This is a genomic window from Kitasatospora sp. NPDC086801 (assembly GCF_044745805.1).
Lineage (GTDB): Bacteria > Actinomycetota > Actinomycetes > Streptomycetales > Streptomycetaceae > Kitasatospora.
This window is the reverse complement of record NZ_JBIVAX010000053.1, coordinates 1-25,532: the sequence shown is the minus strand read 5'-3', so window position 1 is coordinate 25,532 and position 25,532 is coordinate 1. Positions and strand designations below refer to the sequence as shown.

The following is a 25,532-nucleotide window of genomic DNA, read 5'->3' as shown; positions in this document are numbered from 1 at the left end:
CCGACGGGTCACTCGCAATCCTGCCGCACCTTCCGACTGAAAAGGCTTCATGGCGCGCATGAAATACCTTCGCAGTGGGTAGGACGATTCGTCCTGCGGAGCCACCCGACGACGCCAGCCAGCCTAACCGGATCAATCGAAGGTGGACAGGGACAGGGAGGCGCAAACTCGCAGGATGATCGGTCCGTCCTGGACACCATGTCCAAACCGGAGCCTCCCGTTCACTCTCAGCCCATGTGCGGGTACCGCAGGTCCGTGGGGGGAACGAAGGTCTCCTTGATCGCGCGGGCCGAGGTCCAGCGCAGGAGGTTCTGGGCGGCGCCCGCCTTGTCGTTGGTCCCGGAGGCCCGGCCCCCGCCGAAGGGCTGCTGGCCGACGACCGCGCCGGTCGGCTTGTCGTTGATGTAGAAGTTCCCGGCGGTGAACCGCAGCGCCTCGACCGCCTGGGCGATGGCGTAACGATCCTGCGCGATCACCGAGCCGGTCAGGCCGTACGGCGCGCCGGAGTCGACCCGGCGCAGCACGTCCTCCCAACGGGCGTCCTCGTAGACGTGGACGGCCAGGATCGGGCCGAAGTACTCCGTCCGGAAGATCTCGTTGCGGTAGTCGGAGGAGACCAGCACGGTCGGCCGGACGAACCAGCCGATCGCGTCGTCGTACTGGCCGCCCGCCGCCAGCTCGATCGTCGGGTCGGCCTTGGCCCGCTCGATGGCGTCCCGGTTCTTCTCGAAGGCGCGCCGGTCGATGAGGGCGCCCATGAAGTTGGAGAGGTCGGTGACGTCGCCCACCGTGAGCGCGTCCACCTCGGCCAGCAGCTCGTCCTTGATCTTCTGCCAGAGGCTGCGCGGCAGGTAGGCCCGGGAGAGCGCCGAGCACTTCTGGCCCTGGTACTCGAAGGCGCCGCGGACCAGCGCCGCCCTCAGGATCGCCGGATCGGCCGAGCGGTGGGCCAGCAGGAAGTCCTTGCCACCGGTCTCGCCGACGATCCGCGGGTACGTCCGGTAACCGCCGATGTTGGCGCCGATGGTCTGCCAGAGCGACTGGAAGATGGCGGTGGAGCCGGTGAAGTGCAGCCCGGCGAGCGCCGGGTCGGCGAGGGCGACCGCGGAGAGCTGGACGCCGTCGCCGGTGACCAGGTTGATCACCCCGGGCGGCAGACCGGCCGCCTCCAGCAGCCGCATCAGGTAGTACGCGGCCAGGGTCTGGGTCGGCGCGGGCTTCCAGACCACGGTGTTGCCCATCAGCGCGGGCGCGGTCGGCAGGTTGCCGGCGATCGCGGTGAAGTTGAACGGGGTGATCGCGTAAACGAAACCCTCCAGCGGGCGGTGGTCCACCCGGTTCCAGACGCCCGGCGAGGAGATCGGCTGCTCGGCCAGGATCCGCCGGGCGAACCCGACGTTGAACCGCCAGAAGTCGATCAGCTCGCAGGCGGAGTCGATCTCGGCCTGCTGCGCGGTCTTGGACTGGCCGAGCATGGTGGCCGCGTTGAGGGTCTCCCGCCAGGGCCCGGCCAGCAGGTCGGCGGCGCGCAGGAAGACCGCCGCCCGGTCGTCGAAGGACAGCGACCGCCACTGCCGACCCGCCTCGAGCGCCGAGTCCACCGCCGCGCGGGCGTCCTCCCGGGTGGCGTTGCCGAGCACCCCCAGCTTGGCGGCGTGGTGGTGCGGCTGGACGACGTCGATCCGCTCACCGCCGCCGAACCGCTGCTCGCCGCCGATGGTCATCGGCAGCGGGATCTGCTCGGCCGCCAGCTCGTCCAGCCGCCGGACCAGCCGGTCCCGCTCCGGGCTGCCGGGCGCGTACCCCAGCACCGGTTCGTTGACCGGGAGGGGCACCTCGGTGACTGCGTCGATCGGCATGGCGGCTCCGTCCTGCTGACTGCTCCGGTGGGAGGGCCCGACCCACCGGACAGGCCCTGGTCCAGCCTGACCAGCGGCCGCGCGATCCGCCCGCTCAGACACGCGGACGGCGGACGTGGCGCCCGCCACGCCCACCGCGACCGGTCAGCCCCGCCCCAGCCGCCCGGCCAGCTCGACCGCCTCCGCCAGACTGTCCACCACCGGCACCCCGAGCGGCTCCAGCTTCTCCCGGGTGTGCGAGCCGCCGGTGTAGAGCACCGCGTGCGCACCCGCGCCCAGCGCCGCCCGGGCGTCGTCCGCGGCGTCGCCGATCAGCACCGTGCGGGCCGGATCCACCCGCTCGCCGAGCGCGGCCAGGTGCCGGGCCAACTGCTCCGCCTTCTGGCCGCCGGACGGGCCGCTGCGGCCGTCCACCCGCAGGAACCGGCCGGTCAGGCCGAAGGCGTCGACCAGCGGCAGCAGTTTCTCGTGCTCGTACATCGACAGCAGCGACTGGCTGCGCCCGGCCTCCCGCCAGCCGTCCATCAGCTCGTGCACGCCGTCCGTCAGCCCGCAGGCCGGGCTCAGCTCGCGGTAGCGGTCGTGGAAGGCCTCGTCCAGCCGGAGCCACTCCTCCTCGGACGGCATCCGGCCGAGCAGCCGCTCGTAGAACCGGGGGATCGGGATCTCGTACTGCTCGCGGTACTCCCGCATGGTCATCGGCCCGATGCCGATGGTCGCGAACGCGGCGTTGCTCGCGCCGAGCACCGCCTCCATGTCGTGGAAGAGCGTGCCGTTCCAGTCCCAAACGATGTGTGTAGCCACACGCGGAACGGTAACTCCGACCACCGACACGCCGGTAGGACGGGGCTCACGCGCACCTCTCGACGGCTCGCCCGCTCCGCTCACTCACGCGCCCGCCCCGCGCTCTGCCCTGCGCCCTGCGCGGTTGCGGTCAGGCCAGCAGCCCGGGGATCTCCTGGGTGGCGAACCAGAGCAGGTCGTGGTCCTCGGCGCCGTCCACGGTGAACTGGGCGTCCTGGTCGCCCGCGTCGGCCGCGACCACCGCCGCCACCGCCGCCGCGACGTCCTCGACCACCTCGCCGTCGGCGACGTCCGCGTGCACCGCCGCCGCCTTCGCCAGCCGCACCGGGCCGGCCAGCACCACGCGGCCGAGCGAGGCCTGGTCCTGGTACTCGTCGCCGGGGAACGGCCGGACGGCCGAGTCGGCCACGTCCAGGGCCACCACGACCCGGCGGCGCGGGGCGTCCGGGTCTGCGGCCAGCAGCCGCAGGGAGGACTGCGCGGCCCGGTTCAGCGCCGCGTACTCCAGCTCCTCCAGGTCGTCACTGACGTACCACTCGCGCAGCGCGGGCGTCACGGCGTAGGCCGCGGACTGGTCCAGGGCACCACCCGGGTGCGCCGCCGCCAGGCCGTTCAGGGTGGTGGGCACGTACACGCGCATCGGTGGCACTCTCCGGTTCGTCCAGCGGCACAGCTTCCAGCGCCCCAAGAATAAGCGCCGCCGGGCCGGCCGTGATCACCTCGGCCCGACTCAGCAGGCGGCCCGCAGGGCCTCCCCGCACGTGCGCAGGGCGCTCTCCAGCACCGCGTCGCGGCGGGCCGGGTCCATCATGTTCGGGCCCATCACGGCCAGGTCGGCCGGCGTCGGCGCCAGCAGCCGCACCCGTACGCCCTCGGCCCGCAGCAGCGCGGCCTCGCGCAGCAGCTGCCGGGTGACGGCGTGGCGGTAGCGGCTGACCAGCTGGGCCAGCACGCCGCGCGGGCGGTCCCGGGCGCGCCACTCGCGCAGCCCGGCGAGGGCGCCCGCGACCCCGCCCGCTTCGGTGACCCCACCGGCGCCGGGGTCGGGGTCGGCGTCGGGGTCGGCGTCGGCGTCGGGGTCGGCGCGGTCGGCCCGGGGGCGCAGCCACAGGGCCATCGGGGCGAGCACGTACACCTCGTCCAGGCCGCGGCCGAGCAGCAGATCGGCGTTGGTGGCGGACCAGCAGCCGCCGTCCACGTACGCCGAGCCGTTCAGCCGCACCGGCGCGAACCAGCCGGGGATCGAGCAGGAGGCCATCACCGCGTCGGCGACCGCGACCGCCGGGGCGTCCGGGTCCCCGAAGACCACCCGGTGGCCGCTGCGGTAGTCCACGGCCGCCACCCGCAGCGCCGCGGCCCCGGCCTCGCCGTCGGCGCCCGGCGGCGGCCAGCCGCCCGGGCCGAGCAGGCCGCGCACCAGTTCGCCGACCGGGGCCAGCGAGCCGCGGCCGTGCGGCGCCATCGCCGACACCATGGTCAGCAGCGGGTACTCGCGCGGGTGCCGGACGGCGTCCCGCAGCAGGTCGGGCGAGCCGATGCCGGCCCGGGGGCGGGGCGGCAGCGCGCCGCCGACGGCCGTGTCGTAGTCGAAGGCCACCCCGGCCAGCGGGCCGTCGGTGACCGGCAGGCCGCGCTGGTGGTCGCGCAGCTGCTCGGTGCGGACCCCGCCGGCCAGCATCGCGCCGAGGATCGAGCCCGCCGAGGTGCCGAGCAGCACGTCCGCGCCGCCCGGCCGCCAGCCGGTGGCCTCCTCGACGGCGCAGAGCGCGCCGACCGTCCAGGCCGCTCCGAGCATCCCGCCGCCGCCCAGCACCAGGCCGCGCCGGGGTGCGTCCCCGGCCGGCGGGGCGGTGCCCGTGGCCGCCGGGGCCGGCACCGCCGCTACCCGTGTCGTCATCGCGACCGCCCGTCGTCGTGGGTGCGGTCGGGGCCGCTCGGCCCCACCCCGCTCCGCGCGGTTCCCGGTCAGGCTCCGATGGTGCGCGCGAACGGCCCGGCGGCGCAACGGGGGCGGCGCTTCGGCCCACCCGGTCCGGCGCATCGGACCGTCCTCTTTCGGACCGTACGGCCCGTCCACCCATGTCAACCGGGCACCGTGCGACCGCGCGACGGACCCGTCACCGCACTGATCAATTCACTCGGATAGGTGAACTTGCCGGTCGCCCCGGAGCCGGACGCAAAAGCCCTTGCCGCCCGACGCGGAGCACCGCTAGCAAGGACCCGTCCGTACCCGCACCACCCCGCCGAGGAGCCCGCCGTGACCGCACCGCTCACCGCCCGCCCGCACCGCCGGCCGCGCACCGCCGCCGCCCACGACCCGGCCGGGCGCCGCCCGCGCCACCCCCGCGCCGCCTGCCCCGGCCCGGGCGGCCACGACCCCCGGACGCTGGCCTCCCGCTTCGCCCACCAGTTGGTCGAGGTGCTCACCGGTGCCCGGCCCTCCGGCCAGCTGATGCGGCACACCAGCCTGGACGGCTACGGGCAGCTCGCCTCCCTGGTCCGGGCTGGCGCGCTGCGCCGCGGCGGCGCCGCCGACCGGCCCCGGCTCGGCCCGGTGCACGACCGGTCGCCCTCGCCCGACGCGGTCGAGGCCTGCGTCCGGGTCGACCTCGGCCGACGCCACCACATGGTGGCCTTCCGGCTGGAGCAACGCGGCCAGGCCGGGCAGTGGCAGTGCACCGCGGTGGAGGCCCGATGACCACGGCGGCCGCCACGACCAGGACGGCGAGGAGGGCCGCAGCGGCCACCACGACCGCGCGGCGGCCCGGGGCGGCACAGGGCGCCGCCCCCGTCCGGGAGCGGCGCCCTGTGCGGCGTCCTGCGGCCTGCTCAGCCCTTGCGGCGGCGGCCCTTGGCCGACTTGGCGGCCTTGCGGCGCTCGGCGCGGGTCAGCCCGTCGCCCTCGTCCTCCGGCGCGAGGTCCTCGAAGTCGCCCTCGATGACACCGCCGCCGACCTCGTCCGAGGGGGCCGTGTAGTGCAGCCGCTGCGGCTTCGGGGCCTCCAGGCCCTTGGCCTTGATCTCCGGGCGGGCGGCGTCCTTCTCCAGCTTGTCGAGCAGCACCTCGGCGTCCGCGACCGGAACCTCCTCGACCTGCTGCTCGACCTGGACCTCCAGGTTGAACAGGTAGCCGACGGACTCCTCCTTGATGCCCTCCATCATCGCGGTGAACATGTCGAAGCCCTCGCGCTGGTACTCGATCAGCGGGTCGCGCTGCGCCATGGCCCGCAGGCCGATGCCCTCCTGGAGGTAGTCCATCTCGTAGAGGTGCTCGCGCCAGCGGCGGTCCAGCACCGACAGCACGACCCGGCGCTCCAGCTCACGCATGATCTCGGCGCCGAGCTGGTCCTCGCGGGCGCCGTACTGCGCCTGGATGTCCTCCTGGACGACCTTGACCAGGAACTCGGAGGTCATCCCGGCGGGGCCGCCGGCCTCCTCCTCCAGCTCCTCCAGGTCCAGGGTGACCGGGTAGAGCTGCTTGAGCGCCGTCCAGAGCTTCTCCAGGTCCCAGTCGTCCTCGAAGCCCTCGCCGGTGGCCGCCTTGACGTAGGCCTCGACGGTGTCGTCCATGAAGTGGCCGACCTGCTCCTGCAGGTCCTCGCCCTCCAGCACGCGGCGGCGCTCGCCGTAGATGACCTCGCGCTGGCGGTTCAGCACCTCGTCGTACTTGAGGACGTTCTTGCGGATCTCGAAGTTCTGCTGCTCGACCTGGGTCTGCGCGGAGGCGATCGCCCGGGTGACCATCTTGGACTCGATCGGCACGTCCTCGGGCACGTTGGCCATCGACAGCACGCGCTCGACCATGCCGGCCTTGAACAGGCGCATCAGGTCGTCGCCCAGCGACAGGTAGAAGCGGGACTCGCCCGGGTCGCCCTGACGGCCGGAGCGGCCGCGCAGCTGGTTGTCGATCCGGCGGGACTCGTGCCGCTCGGTGCCCAGCACGTAGAGGCCGCCGGCCTCCTTGACCTCGTCCTGCTCCGCCTTGACCGAGGCCTTGGCCTTCTCCAGGGCGGCGGGGAACGCGGCCTCGTACTCCTCCGGGGTCTCGGTCGGGGTGAGCCCGCGCTGCGCCAGCTCGGCCGCCGCGAGGTGGTCGGAGTTGCCGCCGAGCATGATGTCGGTACCGCGGCCGGCCATGTTGGTGGCGACGGTCACGGCGCCCTTGCGGCCCGCCTGCGCGACGATCTGCGCCTCGCGCTCGTGGTGCTTGGCGTTCAGCACCTCGTGCGGGATGCCGCGCTTGCGCAGCTCCTGCGAGAGGTACTCGGACTTCTCCACCGACACGGTGCCGACCAGCACCGGCTGGCCCTTCTCGTGCTTCTCGGCGATGTCCTCGACCACGGCGGCGAACTTGGCCGGCTCCGACTTGTAGATCAGGTCGGGCTGGTCGATGCGCAGCGGGTTCTTGTTGGTCGGGATCGGCACCACGCCGAGCTTGTAGATCTGGTGGAACTCGGCGGCCTCGGTGGTGCCGGTACCGGTCATGCCGGCGAGCTTGTCGTACAGGCGGAAGAAGTTCTGCAGGGTGATGGTGGCCAGCGTCTGGTTCTCGTTCTGGACCTCCACCCCCTCCTTCGCCTCGATCGCCTGGTGCATGCCCTCGTTGTAGCGGCGGCCGGCCAGGATGCGGCCGGTGTGCTCGTCGACGATCATGACCTCGCCGTTCATGACGACGTAGTCCTTGTCCGCCCGGTACAGCTCCTTCGCCTTGATGGCGTTGTTCAGGAAGCCGACCAGCGGGGTGTTCACCGACTCGTAGAGGTTGTCGATGCCGAGGTAGTCCTCGACCCGGGTGACGCCCTCCTCCAGGATGCCGACGGTGCGCTTCTTCTCGTCGACCTCGTAGTCGCGGTCGATCTTCAGGCGCAGCACCAGCTTGGCGAAGTCGGCGTACCACTTGGTCGCCTGGTCGGCCGGGCCGGAGATGATCAGCGGGGTGCGGGCCTCGTCGATGAGGATCGAGTCGACCTCGTCGACGACCGCGAAGTTGTGGCCGCGCTGGACGAGTTCGTCCTTCGACCAGGCCATGTTGTCGCGCAGGTAGTCGAAGCCGAACTCGTTGTTCGTGCCGTACGTGATGTCCATCGAGTACTGGTGCTTGCGCTCGGCGGGCGTCATGTTGCCGAGGATCACGCCGACTTCGAGGCCGAGGAAGCGGTGCACCCGGCCCATCCACTCCGAGTCGCGCTCGGCGAGGTAGTCGTTGACGGTGATCAGGTGGACGCCCTTGCCGGTGAGCGCGTTCAGGTACGCCGGCAGGGTGCCGACGAGGGTCTTGCCCTCGCCGGTGCGCATCTCGGCGACGTACCCGTGGTGCAGTGCCGCACCGCCCATGAGCTGGACGTCGTAGTGCCGCTGGCCGAGCACCCGCTTGGCGGCCTCCCGCACCGTGGCGAACGCCTCGGGGAGGATGTCGTCCAGGGTCTCGCCGTCCGCGAGCCGCTGCTTGTACTCGTCGGTCAGCGCGCGCAGCTCGGCGTCGGTGAGGTTGACGAAGTCCTCTTCGATGGAGTTGACCTGGGCAGCAATCCGCTGCAGCTTGCGAAGGATCTTGCCTTCGCCGGCGCGCAGGATCTTGTCGAAGACGGACACTTGGGCGGGCTCCTTGCCTGTATTGGCACTGGACGACTGCACGGCGGGTTCACCCCACCGCACGGGCCATCGTATGCGAGGAGTCCAAGGCCCCGGGAGGTGCGTCAGCACGGTATTCCCGTGTCACCCGCGCGAGCACTTGATCCGATAGCACCGCCCACCGGGACAAACCGGTCAGCGTGTCGAGGAGTTGGCTCCATATTCGGATGCCCGAATTCCTCTTTCCACGGAATAATCCGCCCATGGAAGAGCCCCGCACCGAGCCCGTCACCCTCACCACCGACCGCCTCGTCCTGCGCGCCCCGCAGGAGTCCGACGTCGACGCCGTCCTCGCCGCCTGCCAGGACGCCGAGATCCAGCGCTGGACGGTCGTCCCGAGCCCGTACCGGCGCGAGGACGCCGAGTACTTCGTCCGCGATCTCGCCGCGAACGGCTGGCGCACCGGCGAGAACCGGATCTGGTGCGTGTTCGAGCGCGGCTCCGACGTCCTGGTCGGCACCCAGGGCCTCGTGCTGCGCCACGGCGACCCGGGCGCCGCCGAGGTCGGCTGGTGGGCCACGAAGGAGTTCCGCGGCCGCGGCTACACGGTCGAGGCCGCCCGCGCGGTCGCCCGCCACGGCCTGGTCGAGCTCGGTCTGCGCCGCCTGGAATGGCAGGCCTACGTGGGCAACGAGGGCTCCCGCGCGGTGGCCGAGAAGGTCGGCTACCGCTTCGAGGGCACCCTGCGCTCGTACGCCGAGCAGCGCGGCGTCTTCCACGACGCCTGGGTCGCCTCGCTGCTCGCCTCGGACCTCCCGGACCTCCCGGACCTCCGGCCCTGACCTCCGCATCGGCGCACCCCGGCCGGTTGTCGGTGGCCCGGGCTACCCTCGCCGACATGACCGCCCCGCCTGCCGCCGACTCCCCCGCCGGCCCGCCGCCCGTCACCGTCCTGAGCGCCGACGAAGCCCGCCGGATCGCCCTTCGCGCCCAGGGCCTGCTCGGCGCGCCGGACCGCCGGGCCGGGGTGCGCGGGGTGCTGCGACACCTGGGCGCCGTCCAGCTGGACACCATCTCGGTGCTGGCCCGCTCGCACGAACTGGTCCCGTACGCCCGGCTCGGCGCGGTCGGCCGCCCGGCCGTCGAGGCGGCCTACTGGGGCGCGGGCACGAGCTTCGAGTACTGGTCGCACGCGGCCTGCATCCTGCCGGTCGAGGAGTGGCCGCTGTTCGCGTTCCGGCGCCGCCGCTACCGCGAGCGCGGCCACCTCTGGGGCCACCAGGTCACGCCCGAGACGTACCGGCACGTGCTCGACAAGCTGCGCGCCGAGGGGCCGCTGACCTCCACGGAGCTGGGCGGCGCCAAACGGACCGCCGAGTGGTGGGACTGGTCGGACACCAAGATCGCGGTGGAGCGGGCGCTGGCCTTCGGCGACGTGGTCTGCACCGAGCGCCGGAGCTGGAAGCGCGTCTACGCGCTGGCCGAACAGGCCATCCCCGACGCGCTGTTCGGGCAGGACCGGTCCGACCGGGAGTGCGTGCGCACCCTGGTCGCCCAGGCCGGGGCCGCGCTCGGCGTGGCCACCCGGGCCGACCTGCTGGACTACCACCGGCTGCGCGCCGAGGAGTTGGACCCGGTCCTCGCGGACTGCGGGCTCGTCCCGGTCGAGGTGGCCGGCTGGGGCCCGGACGGCGCCGCGGCGGCGGCCTGGGCCGATCCGGCCGCGCTGGCCACCGCCCCGCGCGGACGCCACCGCACCACGCTGCTCTCGCCGTTCGACTCGCTGATCTGGGACCGCGCGCGCACCGAGCGGATCTTCGGCATGGCGCACCGGCTGGAGGCCTACACGCCCAGGCACAAGCGGGTGCACGGCTACTTCGCGATGCCGCTGCTGGCCGGCGGCCGGCTGGTGGGCCGGGTCGACCCGGCCCGGGAGGGGCGCACCCTGGTGGCCCGTCAGATCTCGCTGACCGGCGGCGGAGGACGGGGCGCCCGGCACGTCGAGGCGCTGGCGGCGGCCCTGCGCGAGGCGGCCGCCTGGGTGGGCTGCGACGGCGTCCGGGTCGAGACCCTGCCGGACGAACGGCTGCGCCCGGCCCTGGAGAAGCTCCTCGCGAGCTAGGGCCGGGGCGCAGCCACGGTCACCCTATTTCGAGGATCTTCTCGCGCATCGCGTACACCACGGCCTCCATCCGGGAGTGCAGTTGGAGCTTCTCCAGGATGTTGCGCACGTGGTTCTTCACGGTGTTCTCGCTGATGAACAGCTCCTTGGCGATCTCCCGGTTGTTCATCCCGGTCGCCACCAGCTTCAGCACCTCCAACTCCCGGTCCGTGAGCCGGGGTGCGGGCACCAGGTCCCGGTCGTCGGAGCGGCGCTGGATCATCGACTTGAACTCGGTGAGCAGCTTGGACGCCATCGACGGGCTGATCTGGGACTGCCCGTCGGCGACCGCGCGGATCGCGGTGGCGACCTCGTCGGTGGAGATCTCCTTGAGCAGGTAGCCGGTGGCTCCCGCCTTGATCGCCTCGTAGAGGTCGGCCTCCTCGTCGCTTATCGTCAGCATGATGATCTTGGTGCTGGGTGCCACGTCCTTGATCGCGGTGCAGGCCTCGATCCCGCTGCGGCGCGGCATCCGGACGTCCATCAGGATGATGTCCGGCAGCAGGTCGGCGGCCTTCAGCACGGCCTCGGCGCCGTCGCCGGCCTCGCCGACGACCTTGATGTCCGGCTCCTCCGCGAGCACGATCTCCAGCCCCCGGCGGAACAACGCGTGGTCGTCCACCACCAGCACGCGGATCGGCTCACCCCGGTGCGGCGCGTACGCGGGTTCCTCCTCCGGTCCCGGTGGCAGCCCGGTGACCGGCCCCGTAGCGGGCCCCAGCCCGAAGTGATCCCCCATCCGCTCCTCCCCCTTCGCGGGTCAACGTGCGCCAATCATTCCACGCCGCGCGGCCGTTGCGGTCACCCTCCGACGCCGCCGCCCCGCATCGGGTGACCTCCCGGGCCGGCCCCCGACTCCAGGTCGAGCCACCCTGCCCCGAAACGCCGGTGACCCCGGCGGACTCGGCCGCCGGGGTCACCCCTCCAAGACTGATTTCGGACGGTCAGTCCTCGTCGTCGTTTCCGCCGATCGCCCCGCCCGCACCACTACCCGAGACGGCCGACGCGTCGGTCTGCAGGTGGATGACGCCGTAGTGGTAGCCGTGGCGGCGGTAGACGACGCTCGGCAGGCCGCTGTCCTTCTCCACGAAGAGGTAGAAGTCGTGGCCGACCAGTTCCATCTCGTAGAGCGCCTGGTCCAGCGCCATGGGGGCGGCCGGGTGGGTCTTCTCCCGGACCACCAGCGGGCCTTCGCCCTCCACTTCCAGGGATCCCATCATGGTCTTGCGGACGGCCCCGTTGGTCTCGCCCTCCCGTGCCGCCGTGTCCGGCAGCGCGGCCAGCGCCGCGGTCGCCGCGGCGACGCTGATGGGGGTGCGGCCGTTGCCGCCCTTGTGCACTCGGCGCCGGTCCGCGGACTTGCGCAGCTGGGCGTCGAGCTTCGCCGAGGCCAGGTCGAGCGCCGCGTACGGGTCGGCGGCGGCGGCTTCGGCCCGGATCACCGGTCCACGGGTACGGAGAGTGATCTCCACCCGCTCGGACCGGTCGGCCTGCCGCGGGTTGTGCTCCTTGGACACCTCGACGTCGAGGCTGATCACCTTGCCGTCGAACTTCTGGACCTTCTCCAGCTTCTCGGCCACGTGCTCGCGGAACCTCTTGGGCACCTCGGTCTTGCGGCCCTTGACGACGATGTCCACGCAGAACTCCGATCCCTCGTGCTGACGCCGATCCGGGTGCTACCGGACCGGACTGAGACCCAGCTGGACCAGCCCATCCACTGCCGGCCCCCCGCCCCCCGCCGCCAGCGGCGGGAAACGACTGGCCCTCACCTCACTTCCTCCCCACCAGGGACGGTTGGAACCCCCTGGAGCCTTATCGAACACCTCACACGGGGTTTTCGCCTCCCCAGGCGCGGACCCGGGTATGACCCGATACTGCGGGCGAGCGGTCAAGCTGTTGAACCCTGTCTACCCTCCTGCGAGTGAAGCACGGGTAAATACCTGGACAACACCCCCCGTACGGCGCATCCTTTGCTCACTCTCCGTGCCTGCCGCCGCCAGGAGCAGCCGTGCCACCGTCCCCCGCCCCCACCCGTCCACCGTCCGCCCAAGGGCCGTTCGGCCACGCACTGGCCGGGCTGCTGGACGTCCTGGTCCCCGCCCGCTGCGCCGGCTGCGGCACCGAGCGCACCCAGCTCTGCCCGGCCTGCCGGCACGCACTGGCCGCCGCCCGGCCCGGCCCCACCCTGCTGCCCTGGGCGCACGCCGCCGCCCCGTACACCGACCCCGTCCGGCAGTTGCTGCTCGCCCACAAGGAGCGCGGCGCGCTGCGGTTGGCGGGCCCGCTCGGCGAGGCGCTCGGCCGGGCCGTCCGCTCCGCCCTGGGGCCGCGTGCCGGGGCCGCGCCGCTGCTGCTGGTCCCGATGCCCTCGGCCCGAGCCGCCGTCCGCGCCCGCGGCCACGACCCGACGCTGCGGCTGGCCGGGGCCGCCGCCCGTTCGCTGCGCCGGGCCGGCCTGGACGCCCGGGCCGAGCCGCTGCTGCGGCACGCCCGCCCGGTCGCCGACCAGGCCGGCCTGAGCGCGGCCGAGCGCCACCGCAACCTGCACGGCGCGCTCACCGTGCTGCCGCGCGCCCGGCGCGGCCTGCTGGACCGTCAGCCGGTCCTGGTGGACGACCTGGTGACCACCGGCGCCAGCCTCGCCGAGGCGGCCCGGGCACTGGCGGACGCCGGACTGCCCGCCCGGGCGGGCGCCACGGTCGCCGCCACCGCGCACCGGTCCGACTGGGCCGCCGGGCGGCCCGACGAGGCGTCAGCGTGCCGGAGCGTCAGCGCGTCGGGGCGTCAGGCCGCGGCCGGCGGCACCTAGCCCGCGTAGAAGAAGGACCCGGCCTTGTCGGTCAACTGGACCTCCCGCCACTGACTGCCGATCAGCCGGTAGATCGCGCCTCCGGCCGCCGCGAGCACCGACGGCGCCTGGGCCAGGACGTTGCCCCGGGACTCGGAGGCCGAGACGGTGAGCATGTTCTCGGCCTGCAACGTGGCGTCGGCGCTCTGCGTGCCGTCGGTGCCGATGTAGTACAGCTGCTTGATCCGGTCGGCCTCCTTGCCGAGCACCAGCAGCTGGTCCGCCTCCGCCCAGGAGACCGAGGCGACGTCGGTGAGCGAGGGGGCCGCCCGGCGCAGGCTGGTGATCCGCGCGGTCGGCGCCTCCGGGGTGCCGCCGTGCACCACCAGGCCGAAGTACAGCGAGCGACTGGACACGCCCGCGGTCTTGACCACCAGGGCGACCCGGGCACCGTCCGAGGAGACCTTCAGGGCCTGTACGGTCTGCCCGTCCAGCCCCTCGACCGCGACGGGGTACGCCCGGTTGCCGCGGACCATCACCACCCGCGGGCCCTGCGGGTTGCGGTCCACCACCCAGAGGTCGCCGCGGCCGTCCCAGCTGGGCGAGGCGAGCCCGTCCTCCTTGTCGGCGGTCTTCACCGGCGAGGTGAGCACCGGGTCGGGCATCGCCACCGCGCTGTCGGCCAGCGGCACCGAGTACAGCTGGTGGCCGTCCCCGCTGATCGCGGCGGCCCGGGAGCCGTCCCGGTTGACGGCCGTGGCGCCGAGGGGGGTCTTGCCGGCCGGCTGCGGCTTGCCGAGGACGCCGCGCACCGGGTCGCCGTTGCGCTGCTCGTCGGTGACCATCAGGACGCCGTTGTCGGCGCGCTGGTAGTACTGCTGCGCGGGCAGCGGCCCGGCCAGCGCGCCGGGGCCGGTGGCCGGCAGGTCGTTGCGGCTGGCGAAGCAACTGCCCCGCTGGCCCTTCAGTTCGAGCCGTTCGACCTGTCCCTTGCCCTGGTCGGCGAGGGTGTAGAAGAGCTGGGTGGCCATCCGCCGGCAGGACACCGGCTCGCTGACGTCCGCCCCGCCGAGCTGCACGTGGGCGACCCGGCCGTCGTCGACGCTCACCCGGTCGACGCTGACGCCGCCCGGGAAGGACGTCCGGGCGACCGGCGCGAGCCAGGTCGAGGGCCCGGTGACCAGGGCCTTGGCGGCGGCGGTCAGCGGGTCTGTCCGGCGCCGCAGGTAGATCGGGTCGGGGATCAGCACCTGCTGGCCGGCGCTTCCGGTGACGGTCGAGGACGGGTCCGGCGTGGTGTAGAAGTACCGGTCGACCTGGCGGTAGCTGTTGTTGAAGTTGGTCTCGTTCATGATCACGCCGGCCGGCAGCCTGTCGATCCGCCACTCGCCGTCCTTCTCCCGGACGAAGGTGAAGTCGGCCGAGACGTCCCGCTGCCCCTCGACCAGGTACGAGTGCTTCTCGTCGATCCTGGCGATCAGCGACCCGGTCACCGTCGCGGAGACGGTGGTGTCGGCGTCGGTGACGTCCTGGCCGGCCGGGAGGTTCGGGGTGGCGGCGGAGAGCACCTGGACGCCGGCGTCCGGGTTCCAGTGCGCGGAGGCGTTCTCGGTGAGGTACTGGCGCGCGGTCTCGTAGCCCTCGTCGGCGGTCACCGCGTCCAGGAACCCGGTCAGCAGGGCGCGCGGCTTGGCGCCCTTGGCCGGCGCCACCGGGTAGACCTTGGCCTGCAGGTTCTTGTCGGCCGCCCCTTGCGACAGCTCCACCCTGGAGATGCCGCCGGAGTCCGGCATGGCCGCGCAGCCGCTCGCCACCAGGGCGCCGAGCACCACGCCGGCCACCGCCGTGAACCGCGGCTCAGTCCTGCTGCTCGTCCTTCGCACGCTGCGACCCCTCCAGGTCCGTCCCACCCGTCACGTCCGGCTCCGCCGTCCGCTGTGCCACCGACGGCCGTCCGGGCGTCGGGTCCACCATCACCTGGGCGCCGGTGGCGCCGTACCCGCTCCCCGCCGTCCGAACGTCCGAGGGGTCCGCGCGCGGCCCCTCGGGCAGTCGGCGCTTGCCCAGGTCGGGGCCGATGTTCAGCACCCCGCCCAGCCCGCTACCGAAGCCGTTGACGGGCCCCTCCGGCGTCTCCGCCTGCTCCTCGGCGACGGTCATCGCGGTCGCTCCGGCCGGGCTGATCGCCCGCCGGTACGGCGCGCCGTAGGTGCCCAGGCCCCGGTTGTTGCGGGAGTCCTCCGGCTCCAGCCGGAAGGGCGCCCGGCTGATCTCGCCGCCCCGGGTGCGCGGCAGGGTGAGCCGGAAGTGCGAGCCGCCGCCGGGCTCGCCCCAGGCCTGCAGCCAGCCGCCGTGCAGGTGCGCGTCCTCGACCGCGATGGACAGGCCGAGGCCGGTGCCGCCGGTGGTCCGCACCCGGGACGGGTCGGCCCGCCAGAAGCGGTGGAACACCCGGGACGCCTCGCCCGGCTTGAGGCCGATGCCGTAGTCGCGCACGCCGACCGCGACCGCGCCGTCGGCCGAGCCCAGCCGGACCACCACGTCGCGGCCCTCGCCGTGCTCCAGGGCGTTGACCACCAGGTTGCGCAGGATGCGCTCGATCCGGCGGGAGTCCACCTCGGCGACGACCGGCTCGCCGTCCCCGCGGATCACCACCGCGCTGCCCTTGGCCTGGGCCAGCGGGTCGGCGGCCTCCACCACCCGGGCGACGATGTCGCGCAGGTCGACCGGCTCGGCGTCCAGGATCGCGGCACCGGCGTCGAAACGGCTGATCTCCAACAGGTCGGCGAGCAGCGACTCGAAGCGGTCCAGCTGGCCCTGCAGCAGTTCCGCCGAGCGGGCCGCCATCGGGTCCAGGTCCTCGCGGCTGTCGTAGATGAGGTCCGCGGCCATCCGGACCGTGGTCAGCGGGGTGCGCAGTTCGTGCGAGACGTCCGAGACGAAGCGCCGCTGCACCCGGGACAGTTCCTCCAGCTGGCGGATCTGCGCCTGCAGGGCGTTGGCCATCCGGTTGAACGACTCGCCGAGGCGGGCGATGTCGTCCGTGCCGGTGACCTTCATCCGCTCTTCCAGGTGCCCGTCGGCGAGCCGCTCGGAGATGCCGGCGGCCATCCGGACCGGGGTGACCACCTGGCGCACCACGACCCAGGCGATGCCGCCCATCAGGATCACCACGAACACGCCGGCGGTCGCCAGGGTGCCGGTGGCCAGGTTGAGGGTGTCGGTCTCCTGGCCGAAGGAGAACACGTAGAACATCTGGTAGCTGTTGCCGGCCGGGCCGACGAACTGCATGCCGAGGGCCAGCCCGGGCTCGGTCCGTTCGTCGGCTCGGTGGATCCGGGCCGGCTGGTCGAACATCTGGCCGGGCTCGGAGTGGACCTTGTCCCGCAGAGTGTCCGGAACGCTGCTGGGCAGGATGTCGCCCGAGTAGCGCGGCGCGAAGCCGTTCTCCGGGACGACGGCGTCGGTGCCGGAGGTGCCGGAGGCCATCGCGATCACCGAGTAGACGGTCTGCCCGCTCGCGGCCAGGTCGTTGACCTGGCGCAGCAGCCAGGTGCCGGTCTCCTCGATGGTGGGGTCGGGCGTGGCGCCGACCCGCAGCCGCTGGTCCTTCGCCTCGTCGATCTTCTTCAGCTCGGCCTGGAAACCGATCCTGGCCTGCTCCCGGGCGGCCGCCATCTTGGTGTCGAGCAGACCGGTGCGCACCTGCGCCATCACGACCACGCCGAGCACCAGGACGACCGCGATGGACGCGAGCAGCGAGACCGCCACCACGCGCAGCTGGATCGACCGGCGGTACAGCGCCGTCACCCTGCGCACGGGCCGCCGCAGCTGACGGGTCACCAGCGCGAACGCGGCCGCCCGGCGCCGGCGGCGGGTGGTCGAACTCAGCACGGACCCGCGAACCGCGTCGGCCCCGTCGGTCGCGGAACCCGACGGGGCTTCGTCAGCCAGGTGCGTCACGTCAGCTGGGTCCGGCCTTGTAGCCGACGCCGCGGACGGTCACCACGATCTCGGGGCGCTCCGGGTCCTTCTCGATCTTGGACCGCAGGCGCTGCACGTGGACGTTGACCAGGCGGGTGTCCGCCGCGTGCCGGTAGCCCCAGACCTGCTCCAGCAGCACCTCGCGGGTGAACACCTGCCAGGGCTTGCGGGCCAGCGCGACCAGCAGGTCGAACTCCAGCGGGGTCAGCGGGATGCCCCGGCCGTCCCGCTTCACCGAGTGGCCGGCCACGTCGATCACCAGGTCGCCGATGGTCAGCTGCTCGGGCGTCGGCTCCTCGGCACGGCGCAGTCGGGCGCGAACCCGGGCCACCAGCTCCTTGGGCTTGAACGGCTTGGTGACGTAGTCGTCGGCACCCGACTCCAGGCCCACCACGACGTCGACCGTGTCGGTCTTCGCGGTCAGCATGACGATCGGGATGCCGGACTCCGCCCGGATCTGCCTGCAGACGTCGATGCCGTCCCGACCGGGCAGCATCAGGTCGAGCAGGACCAGGTCGGGCTTGGTCTCCCGGAACGCGGCTAGCGCCCTGTCTCCATCCGCGACGAAAAACGGCTCAAAACCCTCACCACGCAGCACGATACCGAGCATCTCGGCCAGTGCGGAGTCGTCATCAACGACGAGGACGCGTCCCTTCATGCGTCCATCCTCTCATTACCGGATTGTGACCTGCCGCACAGCAGTGCCAATGCTCCACAACGGCCAACTCCCCCCGCCGGTTAATTCAGGCCATACCGGGCGAATGCGCCCGGTCGGAACGCCTTCGAACGGTCCGCGGCCCACCGCCCGACCATCGGAACACCCCCGTTTCCGATCAGCGGCCGGATACCCATGGGGCCTTTCCGGGCCCCATGGCACGATGGGCGCTGCGCGCGGGCGAAAGATCCGCCCGGAACCGCGCCCGTGACGCCCCTCCGAGGAGCTGTGATGACCGACACTCCGGGCTGGGCCTCGCCCGGCTCGTCCGAGCCGCCCCGCGACGACGCCCGGCCCCCGGCCGACGCGCCCGCCGCCGTGCCCGGGCCGTCGGCACCACCGCAGGGCGCCCCCGCCCCCGCCCCGGCGCCGGCACCGACACCGGCCCCCGGCTGGAACGGCCAACCGCCCCGGCCCCACTGGGGCCAGCCCGCACCGGGCGGCCACCACCCCTACGGCTGGGGCGCTCCGCAGAGCCCCAAGCCCGGCGTCATCCCGCTGCGCCCGCTCGGACTCGGCGAACTCCTCGACGGCTCCGTCGCCACCATCCGCAAGCACTGGCGGACGACCCTCACCCTCTCCCTCGGCATCGCCGTCGTCGAGCAGGCCGGCGACGTCGCCGCCCAGCTGCTGGTCAAGGGCAAGACCGGCCCCGCCACCCAGGTGACGACCATGCTGGCCTCGATGCCGCTGACGGTGCTGCTCGGCGTGATCGCCACCGCGCTGCTCACCATGGTCGTCAGCCGCGCCGTCCTCGGGCAGTCCGCGACCGCCGGGGACGCCTGGCGCGACGCCCGCCCCCGGCTGCCGCAGCTGCTCGGGCTGACCCTGCTCACCGGCCTGATGTCCGGCGGCGTGGTGCTGCTCGGCTTCAGCCCCTGGTACTTCTACGCCACCGGCTCGGCGGGCGACCCCGGGACGGAGGCCCTGCTGTTCCTCGTCGGCATCCTGACCATCCCGGTCGGCTTCTGGCTGTGGATCCGGTTCAGCCTGGCCGCCCCCGCCCTGATGCTGGAGAAGCAGGGCGTGCGGACCGCGCTGTCCCGCTCCCGACGCCTGACCCTCGGCTCCTGGTGGCGCATCTTCGGCATCTCGCTGCTCGGCGAGGTGCTGACCTTCATCGTCGCCATGGTCATCGCGATCCCGTTCCGCTTCGCCGGACTCGTCCTCGGCTTCAGCGACTTCGACCGCCAGGTCGACCTCAGCGCGGCCCACGAGCCCACCGCGATGCTGATCACCACCGCGATCGCCGGCATCATCGCCGCCACCCTCACCATCCCCTTCCGGGCCGCCCTCGGCGTCCTCATCTACGTCGACCAGCGGATCCGCCGCGAGGCCCTGGACATCGAACTCGCCCGCGCCGCCGGCCTCGCCGAGCCCGGTGCCACCGGCTGGGGCGACCAGGCCGGCCGAACCCCCGCGAGGCGCTGACCCGGATGCCTACCTGGGGGGACAGGCTCCTCGTCGCGGGCGGCGCCCCGGCCCCGGTCCCGCGTGACCCGGCCCGCGACGCCGCCCGCGACGAACTGCTCAACGCCGAGTACCACAAGCACGACCCGAGCGTCCTGGAACGGGTCATGACCTGGCTCAACGACCACATCACCAGCGCGCTCGACAGCATCTCCGGCGACGGCACCAGCGGCACCACCGGTCTGGTGCTCTTCCTGATCGTCGCCCTGCTGATCGGCGCCGCCCTCTGGTGGCGCCTCGGCGCACCCCGGCGCGCGGCCCGCACCGTCCTCGACGTCTACGGCGTCGAAGGACCGCGCAGTGCCGACCAGTACCGGGCCGACGCCGAACGGCACGCCGCCGCCGGGCACTGGACCGAGGCCGTCCGCGAGCAGATGCGCGCCCTGGTCCGGGCCCTGGAGGAACGCACCCTGCTCGACGTCCGCCCCGGCCGCACCGCCGACGAGGCCGCCACCGAGGCCGGCCGGGCCCTGCCCGACCACGCCGCCGCCCTGGCCGCCGCCGCCCGCACCTTCGACGACATCGCCTACGGCGAGCGCACCGCCGACCAGGCCGCGTACCAGCTGCTGCGCGAGCTCGACCGGACCCTGGAACGCGCCCGCCCGGCCCTGGGAGGAGCGGCATGACCAGCACCGCCCCCGCGCCGCCCGCGCCGCCGCCCGCGGACGCCGGACCCGCCGCGCCCGCCCCCGTACCCGTCCCCGTACCCACTTCCGCCTCCGCCTCCGCTTCCGGGACGGCCCCCACCAGCCTCGCCCCCACCGGCCGCGGCCTCTGGCGCCGGGCCCGCTGGTACCTGCTCGTCCTCGCCGTCCTGCTGATCGGCGCCACCGCCGTGGCCGCCCTCGGCCAGGACCGCCGCTACCCGCCGCTCGACCCGCGCTCCTACGACCAGGACGGCAGCCACGCCGTCCTCGCGCTGCTCGAACACCAGGGCCTCAAGACCGACCTCACCACCGACCTCACCGGCCACCCGGGCGGCGCCGACACCCTCGTCCTGCCCGAGCCCGACCTGCTCGGCCCCGCCGAACTGCGCGCCGTCGCCGACGCCCGGCACAGCCGGCTCGTCCTCATCGCCCCCGGCCCGGCCGCACTCAGCGCCCTGGCCCCCGGCATCCGCCCCTCCGACGAGGACGGCGGCCCCTCCTACGCCTCCGTCCGCAGCACCGCCGCACAGTGCTCGCTCACCGAGGCCGTCCGGGCCGGCAGCGCCGAGATCGGCGGGATGCTCTACACCAGCGGCAGCCGCGGCGCCGGCTGCTACCCGCGCGGCCACGGCTACCCGCTGGTCAGCGCCCCGACCGCCGACGGCGACGTCATCGTGCTCGGCACCGGCGCCTTCCTGCACAACGAGCAGCTCGCCAAGGACGGCAACGCCGCCCTCGCCCTCGGCCTGCTCGGCTCCCAGCCCCGCCTCACCTGGCACCTGCCCGACTACAGCGCCCCGCTCGCCCAGGGCACCCGGGACAAGACCTTCGGCGACTACATCCCGGACGGCTGGCGCTGGGCCGGCTACCAGCTCGCCGTCGCGCTCGTCCTGACCGCCCTCTGGCGCGGCCGCCGACTCGGCCCGGTGATCAGCGAGAACCTGCCCGTCGTGGTCCGCGCCGCCGAGACCACCGAGGGCCGCGCCCGGCTCTACCGCCGCGCCAAGGCCCGCGGCCGCGCCGCCGAGGCCCTGCGCCGGGCCGCCGCGCACCGCCTCGCCCCGGCCCTGGGCGTCCCGCTGCACGCCGGCGCGCCCGACCCCGACACCCTCTGCGCGGCCGTGGCCGACCGCCTCCCCGAGCAGCCCGCCGGCGACGTCCGGGCCCTCCTCTTCGGCCCGCCCCCGACCGACGACGCCGCGCTGCTGCGGCTCGCCGACGACCTCGACGCCCTCGAAAGGCAGGTACGGAACCCGTGACCGAACAGGCCACCGCCACCCCCTCCAGCACCCCCGGCGCGGCGGCTGCCACCCCGGGCACCCCCGGCCCCGCCACCGACCCGCGCGCCGCGCTCACCGCCCTGCGCGCCGAGATCGGCAAGGCCGTGGTCGGCCAGGACGCCGCCGTCACCGGCCTCGTCGTCGCCCTGCTCTGCGGCGGCCACGTGCTGCTGGAGGGCGTCCCCGGCGTCGCCAAGACCCTGCTGGTCCGCACCCTGTCCACCGCGCTCAACCTGGACACCAAGCGCATCCAGTTCACCCCCGATCTGATGCCCGGCGACGTCACCGGCTCCCTCGTCTACGACGCCCGGACCGCCGAGTTCTCCTTCCAGCCCGGCCCGGTCTTCACCAACCTGCTGCTCGCCGACGAGATCAACCGCACCCCGCCGAAGACCCAGGCCGCCCTGCTGGAGGCCATGGAGGAGCACCAGGTCACCGTCGACGGCACGCCGCGCGCGCTGCCCGACCCGTTCCTGGTCGCCGCGACCCAGAACCCGGTCGAGTACGAGGGCACCTACCCGCTGCCCGAGGCCCAGCTGGACCGCTTCCTGCTCAAGCTGGTCCTGCCGCTGCCCGACCGCGACCAGGAGTTCCAGGTCCTGTCCCGGCACGCCGCCGGCTTCGACCCCCGCGACCTCGCCGCCGCCGGCGTCCGCCCGGTCGCCGGCCCCACGCACCTCGCCGCCGCCCGCGAGCAGATCGCCAAGCTGACCGTCTCCCCCGAGGTCCTCGCCTACATCGTCGACCTCTGCCGGGCCACCCGGCAGTCCCCGTCGCTGTCCATCGGCGTCTCGCCGCGCGGTGCCACCGCCCTGCTGGCCGCCTCGCGCGCCTGGGCCTGGCTCGCCGGGCGCGACTACGTCACCCCCGACGACGTCAAGGCCCTGGCCCTGCCCGCCCTGCGGCACCGCGTCGCGCTGCGCGCCGAGGCCGAGATGGAGGGCGTCACCGCCGATTCCGTCATCCAGGCCGTCCTCGCCCAGACGCCCGCCCCCCGCTGAACCACCGTCCGTTCCCGAAGGAGCGCACCGCATGGCCCTCACCGGGCGAACCGCCCTGCTCGCCGCGCTCGGCACGCTCGTCGTGGGCCTGTTGCTGCCGTCCTGGGCCGGGATCGGCCTCGTCACCGGCACCGTGCTGCTCGCCGCCGTGATCGACCTGGTGCTCGCCGCCCCCGTCCGCAGCCTGGAACTCGGCCGGGGCGGCGACACCACCGTCCGGCTCGGCGAACCCGCCTCCGTCGAACTGACCGTCACCAACCCTTCCGGGCGGCCCCTCCGGGCCCGGATCCGCGACGCCTGGGCCCCCTCCGCCTGGCGGCCCGGCACCGCCGAGGCCGCCTCCCGGCACACCCTGCACGTCCCCGGCGGCGAGCGGCGCCGGGCCGTCACCGTGCTCACCCCGACCCGCCGCGGCGACCACCACGCCCGCCGGGTGACGGTCCGTTCGCTCGGCCCGCTCGGCCTGGCCGGCCGCCAGGGCTCGCACCACCTGCCCTGGACGGTCCGCGCCCTGCCCCCGTTCACCAGCCGCAAGCACCTGCCCTCCCGGCTCGCCCGACTGCGCGAACTCGACGGCCGCACCTCGGTCCTGACCCGCGGCCAGGGCACCGAGTTCGACTCCCTGCGCGAGTACCTGCCCGGCGACGACGTCCGCTCCATCGACTGGCGGGCCAGCGCCCGCCGCACCACCGTCGCCGTCCGCACCTGGCGCCCCGAACGCGACCGGCACATCCTCGTCGTCCTCGACACCGGCCGCACCTCCGCCGGCCGCGTCGGCGACGCGCCCCGCCTCGACGCCTCCCTCGACGCCGCCCTGCTGCTCACCGCCCTCGCCACCCGAGCCGGCGACCGGGTCGACCTGCTCGCCCACGACGCCCGCAAGCGCGCCGCGGTCGCCGGCAGCTCGCCCAGCGAGATCCTGCCGGCCTTCACCAACGCGATGGCCTCCCTCGAACCGGCCCTGCACGAGACCGACATGCGCTCACTGGTCTCCACCGCCCTCAAGATGGCGCCGCACCGTTCGCTGATCGTCCTGCTCACCGGCCTCGACACGGCCCCGGTCGAGGACGGCCTGGGCCCGCTGCTGCCGCTGCTCACCAGGCGCCACGAAGTCGTCCTGGCCTCGGTCGCCGACCCGCACCTGGACGCCCTCGCCGCCGGCCGCGGCACCCTGGAAGCCGTCTACGGCGCCGCCGCCGCCGAACAGACCCGCGCCGACCGCCGCGCCACCGCCGACCGCCTCAGCCGCCACGGCGTCACCGTCCTCGACGCCTCCCCCAGCCAGCTCGCCCCCGCCCTCGCCGACACCTACCTCGCCCTCAAATCCGCCGGCCGCCTCTGAGCCCTTCCGCGCCACGAGCTCCGTCACGGGCCCGGCCGCCCTCAGCGGGCGGACCGGTGGTGACGCCCCCTCACCTGCCCCAAGGGGACGCCGATGTGATCCGTCAGCGACGCCGCCGGGCGTTGAGCCGGGCGGCCTGACGCGTCAGGTGGTCGCGCTCGGCGAGGTTGGGGGCCTTGTGGGCCGCCTCGGCGTACAACCGTGCCGCCGTCTCCAGGTCACCGTCGCGCTCGTGGAGGTACGCCGCCACCGCCGCGTGGCGGGGCAGCGAACCGTCCAGCTCCGCGAGCGCCGCCAGCCCGGCGCGCGGTCCGTCGGCCTCGCCCACGGCCACCACGCGGTTGAGCCGGACGACCGGGCTGTCCGTCAGGCGGGCGAGCTCGTCGTACCACTCGACGATCTGCACCCAGTCGGTCTCCTCGGCGGTGGGCGCGTCGGCGTGGAGTGCCGCGATCGCGGCCTGGGCCTGGAACTCGCCCAGCCGGTCGCGGGCGAGGGCCGTCTGGAGGATCCCGACGCCCTCGGCGATCAACCCGGTGTCCCACCGGCCGCGGTCCTGCTCGGCCAGCGGCACCAGGCTCCCGTCGGGCCCGGTCCGGGTCGCGCGCCGGGCGTGGTGGAGCAGCATCAGGGCGAGCAGCCCCGCCACCTCGGGGTGGTCGATCGCCGCCGCGAGCTGCCGGGTCAGCCGGATGGCCTCGGCGGCGAGGTCGACATCGCCGGAGTAGCCCTCGTTGAAGACCAGGTAGAGGACGCGCAGCACGGTGGCGACGTCGCCCGGCCGGTCGAACCGCACCCCCGAGACGGTGCGCTTGGCCCGGCTGATCCGCTGCGCCATGGTCGCCTCGGGCACCAGGTAGGCCTGGGCGATCTGGCGGGTGGTCAGCCCGCCGACGGCACGCAACGTGAGCGCGACCGCCGACGACGGCGTCAACGACGGGTAGGCGCACAGGAAGTAGAGCTGGAGCGTGTCGTCCACCGTGGGCGCGGGCCCTGGCGCCGGCTCCTCGTCGACCCGGTCCTCCCGCCTGCGACGGGCCGCGTCCGCCCGGGTCGCGTCGAGGAACCGGCGCCAGGCCACGGTGACCAGCCAGCCCTTCGGGTCCCGCGGTGGGTCGGCCGACCAGACGCGGACCGCCTCGACGAGCGCGTCCTGCACGGCATCCTCGGCCGCCGCGAAGTCGGCTCCGCGGCGGCCGAGGATCCCGAGCACGCTCGGAGTGAGGCTCCGGAGCAGGACCTCGTCCACCGGGGAGGTCACTCGGTGATGGCGGGCGGCGAGCCCAGGAACGGACGCAGCTCCAGCCACTCGTGGATCGACCGCCCGCCCGCCCCGGGAGCGGCCGACAGTTCTCCAGCCAGCTCGACGGCGCGCTCGTAGCTGTCGACGTCGATCACCATCCAGCCGGCGATCAGGTCCTTGGTCTCCGCGAACGGGCCGTCGGTCACCGGCGGGCGCCCCTCGCCGTCGTACCGGACGAACGTCCCCTCGGGAGCGAGCGCCTGGCCGTCGACGAACTCGCCGGTCTTCTCCAGCCGGTCCGCGAAGTCCTGCATGTACTGCATGTGCGCCGAGATCTCCTCCGGCGTCCACTGGTCCATGGGCACGTTGTTGACCGGAGCCGGGGCGCCTCGGTAGTGCTTGAGCAGCAGGTACTTGGCCATCATGTTCTCCTCGGTGCTGGTGCGACCCATTGTGGCCGCGTTCACCCCGGGGACGGAGCCAGCCACGGGTTCTCGACATGGCCGGCCGAACTTTCTTGAACTTCCGTGGGGCGCCTCGCGAGGTGCTCCCGTGAGGTGCTCTTGTGGGGCGAAATGCAAAGAACCCCCATCCGGTTTCCCGGATGGGGGTTCTTTGTGAATGATTGTTCGGCGGCGTCCTACTCTCCCACAGGGTCCCCCCTGCA

21 protein-coding genes are annotated in these 25,532 nt (G+C 73.8%); 9 read left to right on the top strand and 12 right to left on the bottom strand.

Going from position 1 to position 25,532, the window contains the following annotated elements:
- Window positions 1–227 precede the first annotated feature (227 nt).
- The 4 genes from pruA to ACIPLC_RS34240 all read right to left on the bottom strand — a co-directional run bounded on the left by pruA (window position 228) and on the right by ACIPLC_RS34240 (window position 4,560).
- Window positions 228–1,853, bottom strand: a complete 1,626-nt coding sequence (gene pruA / locus ACIPLC_RS34255; RefSeq protein WP_400476962.1) for an L-glutamate gamma-semialdehyde dehydrogenase — start codon at window positions 1,851–1,853, stop codon at window positions 228–230.
- A 150-nt stretch (window positions 1,854–2,003) separates the two neighbouring features.
- Window positions 2,004–2,663 (bottom strand): HAD family hydrolase, encoded by a 660-nt coding sequence (locus ACIPLC_RS34250; RefSeq protein WP_400476945.1) that lies wholly within the window; start codon window positions 2,661–2,663, stop codon window positions 2,004–2,006.
- A 130-nt stretch (window positions 2,664–2,793) separates the two neighbouring features.
- The gene (locus ACIPLC_RS34245) at window positions 2,794–3,303 is read right to left on the bottom strand and encodes a DUF6912 family protein (protein WP_400476944.1); all 510 of its coding nucleotides are present in this window, start codon (window positions 3,301–3,303) and stop codon (window positions 2,794–2,796) included.
- 90 nt (window positions 3,304–3,393) lie between these two features.
- A complete protein-coding gene (locus ACIPLC_RS34240; protein ID WP_400476943.1) occupies window positions 3,394–4,560 on the bottom strand; it encodes a patatin-like phospholipase family protein in 1,167 nt (388 codons plus the stop codon).
- 360 nt (window positions 4,561–4,920) lie between these two features.
- On the opposite strand from ACIPLC_RS34240, the gene ACIPLC_RS34235 reads away from it, so the two are divergent.
- Window positions 4,921–5,361 carry an Rv3235 family protein gene (locus tag ACIPLC_RS34235; RefSeq protein WP_400476942.1) on the top strand — a complete coding sequence of 147 codons (441 nt, stop codon included), beginning with the start codon at window positions 4,921–4,923 and terminating at the stop codon, window positions 5,359–5,361.
- 131 nt (window positions 5,362–5,492) lie between these two features.
- Here the strand turns inward: ACIPLC_RS34235 and secA are convergent, their stop codons facing one another.
- Window positions 5,493–8,255 (bottom strand): preprotein translocase subunit SecA, encoded by a 2,763-nt coding sequence (secA, locus tag ACIPLC_RS34230; RefSeq protein WP_387814148.1) that lies wholly within the window; start codon window positions 8,253–8,255, stop codon window positions 5,493–5,495.
- A 242-nt stretch (window positions 8,256–8,497) separates the two neighbouring features.
- Here secA and ACIPLC_RS34225 point away from each other — a divergent pair, with 242 nt between their 5' ends.
- Together ACIPLC_RS34225 and ACIPLC_RS34220 are read left to right on the top strand one after the other, a co-directional pair.
- A complete protein-coding gene (locus tag ACIPLC_RS34225; protein WP_400476941.1) occupies window positions 8,498–9,076 on the top strand; it encodes a GNAT family N-acetyltransferase in 579 nt (192 codons plus the stop codon).
- A 56-nt stretch (window positions 9,077–9,132) separates the two neighbouring features.
- Window positions 9,133–10,356 (top strand): winged helix-turn-helix domain-containing protein, encoded by a 1,224-nt coding sequence (locus tag ACIPLC_RS34220; RefSeq protein WP_400476940.1) that lies wholly within the window; start codon window positions 9,133–9,135, stop codon window positions 10,354–10,356.
- Window positions 10,357–10,375: 19 nt separating this feature from the next.
- On the opposite strand, the gene ACIPLC_RS34215 is transcribed toward ACIPLC_RS34220, so the two are convergent.
- Window positions 10,376–11,134 (bottom strand): response regulator, encoded by a 759-nt coding sequence (locus ACIPLC_RS34215; RefSeq protein ID WP_400476939.1) that lies wholly within the window; start codon window positions 11,132–11,134, stop codon window positions 10,376–10,378.
- A 205-nt stretch (window positions 11,135–11,339) separates the two neighbouring features.
- Window positions 11,340–12,032: a ribosome hibernation-promoting factor, HPF/YfiA family gene (hpf, locus tag ACIPLC_RS34210; protein WP_400476938.1), complete on the bottom strand. Its 693-nt coding sequence runs from the start codon at window positions 12,030–12,032 to the stop codon at window positions 11,340–11,342.
- Window positions 12,033–12,403: 371 nt separating this feature from the next.
- On the opposite strand from hpf, the gene ACIPLC_RS34205 reads away from it, so the two are divergent.
- Window positions 12,404–13,204, top strand: coding sequence for a ComF family protein (locus ACIPLC_RS34205; RefSeq protein ID WP_400476937.1), 801 nt, complete (start codon window positions 12,404–12,406; stop codon window positions 13,202–13,204).
- Here ACIPLC_RS34205 and ACIPLC_RS34200 read toward each other — a convergent pair.
- From ACIPLC_RS34200 to mtrA, 3 genes are all read right to left on the bottom strand, one after another.
- Window positions 13,201–15,066 (bottom strand): LpqB family beta-propeller domain-containing protein, encoded by a 1,866-nt coding sequence (locus tag ACIPLC_RS34200; protein ID WP_400476936.1) that lies wholly within the window; start codon window positions 15,064–15,066, stop codon window positions 13,201–13,203. The two genes, ACIPLC_RS34205 and ACIPLC_RS34200, sit on opposite strands and share 4 nt — an antisense overlap.
- Window positions 15,041–17,077 (bottom strand): MtrAB system histidine kinase MtrB, encoded by a 2,037-nt coding sequence (gene mtrB, locus ACIPLC_RS34195; protein WP_400476935.1) that lies wholly within the window; start codon window positions 17,075–17,077, stop codon window positions 15,041–15,043. Before mtrB ends, ACIPLC_RS34200 begins: the two co-directional genes overlap by 26 nt.
- 70 nt (window positions 17,078–17,147) lie before the next feature.
- Complete coding sequence (gene mtrA, locus ACIPLC_RS34190; protein WP_030247322.1) at window positions 17,148–17,825, bottom strand: MtrAB system response regulator MtrA; 678 nt, start codon at window positions 17,823–17,825, stop codon at window positions 17,148–17,150.
- A 288-nt stretch (window positions 17,826–18,113) separates the two neighbouring features.
- Here mtrA and ACIPLC_RS34185 point away from each other — a divergent pair, with 288 nt between their 5' ends.
- The 5 genes from ACIPLC_RS34185 to ACIPLC_RS34165 all read left to right on the top strand — a co-directional run bounded on the left by ACIPLC_RS34185 (window position 18,114) and on the right by ACIPLC_RS34165 (window position 23,622).
- On the top strand, window positions 18,114–19,313 hold the full coding sequence (locus tag ACIPLC_RS34185; RefSeq protein ID WP_400476934.1) for a hypothetical protein: 1,200 nt from the start codon (window positions 18,114–18,116) through the stop codon (window positions 19,311–19,313).
- Window positions 19,314–19,318: 5 nt separating this feature from the next.
- Window positions 19,319–19,978, top strand: coding sequence for a DUF4129 domain-containing protein (locus ACIPLC_RS34180; RefSeq protein WP_400476933.1), 660 nt, complete (start codon window positions 19,319–19,321; stop codon window positions 19,976–19,978).
- Window positions 19,975–21,258, top strand: coding sequence for a DUF4350 domain-containing protein (locus ACIPLC_RS34175; RefSeq protein WP_400476932.1), 1,284 nt, complete (start codon window positions 19,975–19,977; stop codon window positions 21,256–21,258). The genes ACIPLC_RS34180 and ACIPLC_RS34175 overlap by 4 nt, the downstream gene beginning before the upstream one ends.
- Before the next feature lie 101 nt (window positions 21,259–21,359).
- Window positions 21,360–22,280: an AAA family ATPase gene (locus tag ACIPLC_RS34170; protein WP_400476961.1), complete on the top strand. Its 921-nt coding sequence runs from the start codon at window positions 21,360–21,362 to the stop codon at window positions 22,278–22,280.
- Window positions 22,281–22,311: 31 nt separating this feature from the next.
- Entirely contained in the window at window positions 22,312–23,622 is a 1,311-nt protein-coding gene (locus tag ACIPLC_RS34165; RefSeq protein WP_400476931.1) for a DUF58 domain-containing protein, read from the top strand.
- A gap of 103 nt (window positions 23,623–23,725) precedes the next feature.
- On the opposite strand, the gene ACIPLC_RS34160 is transcribed toward ACIPLC_RS34165, so the two are convergent.
- Window positions 23,726–24,871, bottom strand: a complete 1,146-nt coding sequence (locus tag ACIPLC_RS34160; protein WP_400476960.1) for an RNA polymerase sigma factor — start codon at window positions 24,869–24,871, stop codon at window positions 23,726–23,728.
- An 8-nt stretch (window positions 24,872–24,879) separates the two neighbouring features.
- Window positions 24,880–25,287: a YciI family protein gene (locus ACIPLC_RS34155; protein WP_400476959.1), complete on the bottom strand. Its 408-nt coding sequence runs from the start codon at window positions 25,285–25,287 to the stop codon at window positions 24,880–24,882.
- Window positions 25,288–25,532 lie beyond the last annotated feature (245 nt).

Coding starts and splice junctions, on each gene's coding strand:
- ACIPLC_RS34245 (WP_400476944.1), bottom strand. CDS start 3,303: ATGCGCGTGTACGTGCCCACCACCCTGAACGGCCTGGCGGCGGCGCAC.
- ACIPLC_RS34240 (WP_400476943.1), bottom strand. CDS start 4,560: ATGACGACACGGGTAGCGGCGGTGCCGGCCCCGGCGGCCACGGGCACC.
- ACIPLC_RS34225 (WP_400476941.1), top strand. CDS start 8,498: ATGGAAGAGCCCCGCACCGAGCCCGTCACCCTCACCACCGACCGCCTC.
- ACIPLC_RS34220 (WP_400476940.1), top strand. CDS start 9,133: ATGACCGCCCCGCCTGCCGCCGACTCCCCCGCCGGCCCGCCGCCCGTC.
- ACIPLC_RS34215 (WP_400476939.1), bottom strand. CDS start 11,134: ATGGGGGATCACTTCGGGCTGGGGCCCGCTACGGGGCCGGTCACCGGG.
- mtrA (WP_030247322.1), bottom strand. CDS start 17,825: ATGAAGGGACGCGTCCTCGTCGTTGATGACGACTCCGCACTGGCCGAG.
- ACIPLC_RS34185 (WP_400476934.1), top strand. CDS start 18,114: ATGACCGACACTCCGGGCTGGGCCTCGCCCGGCTCGTCCGAGCCGCCC.
- ACIPLC_RS34180 (WP_400476933.1), top strand. CDS start 19,319: ATGCCTACCTGGGGGGACAGGCTCCTCGTCGCGGGCGGCGCCCCGGCC.
- ACIPLC_RS34175 (WP_400476932.1), top strand. CDS start 19,975: ATGACCAGCACCGCCCCCGCGCCGCCCGCGCCGCCGCCCGCGGACGCC.
- ACIPLC_RS34165 (WP_400476931.1), top strand. CDS start 22,312: ATGGCCCTCACCGGGCGAACCGCCCTGCTCGCCGCGCTCGGCACGCTC.
- ACIPLC_RS34155 (WP_400476959.1), bottom strand. CDS start 25,287: ATGGCCAAGTACCTGCTGCTCAAGCACTACCGAGGCGCCCCGGCTCCG.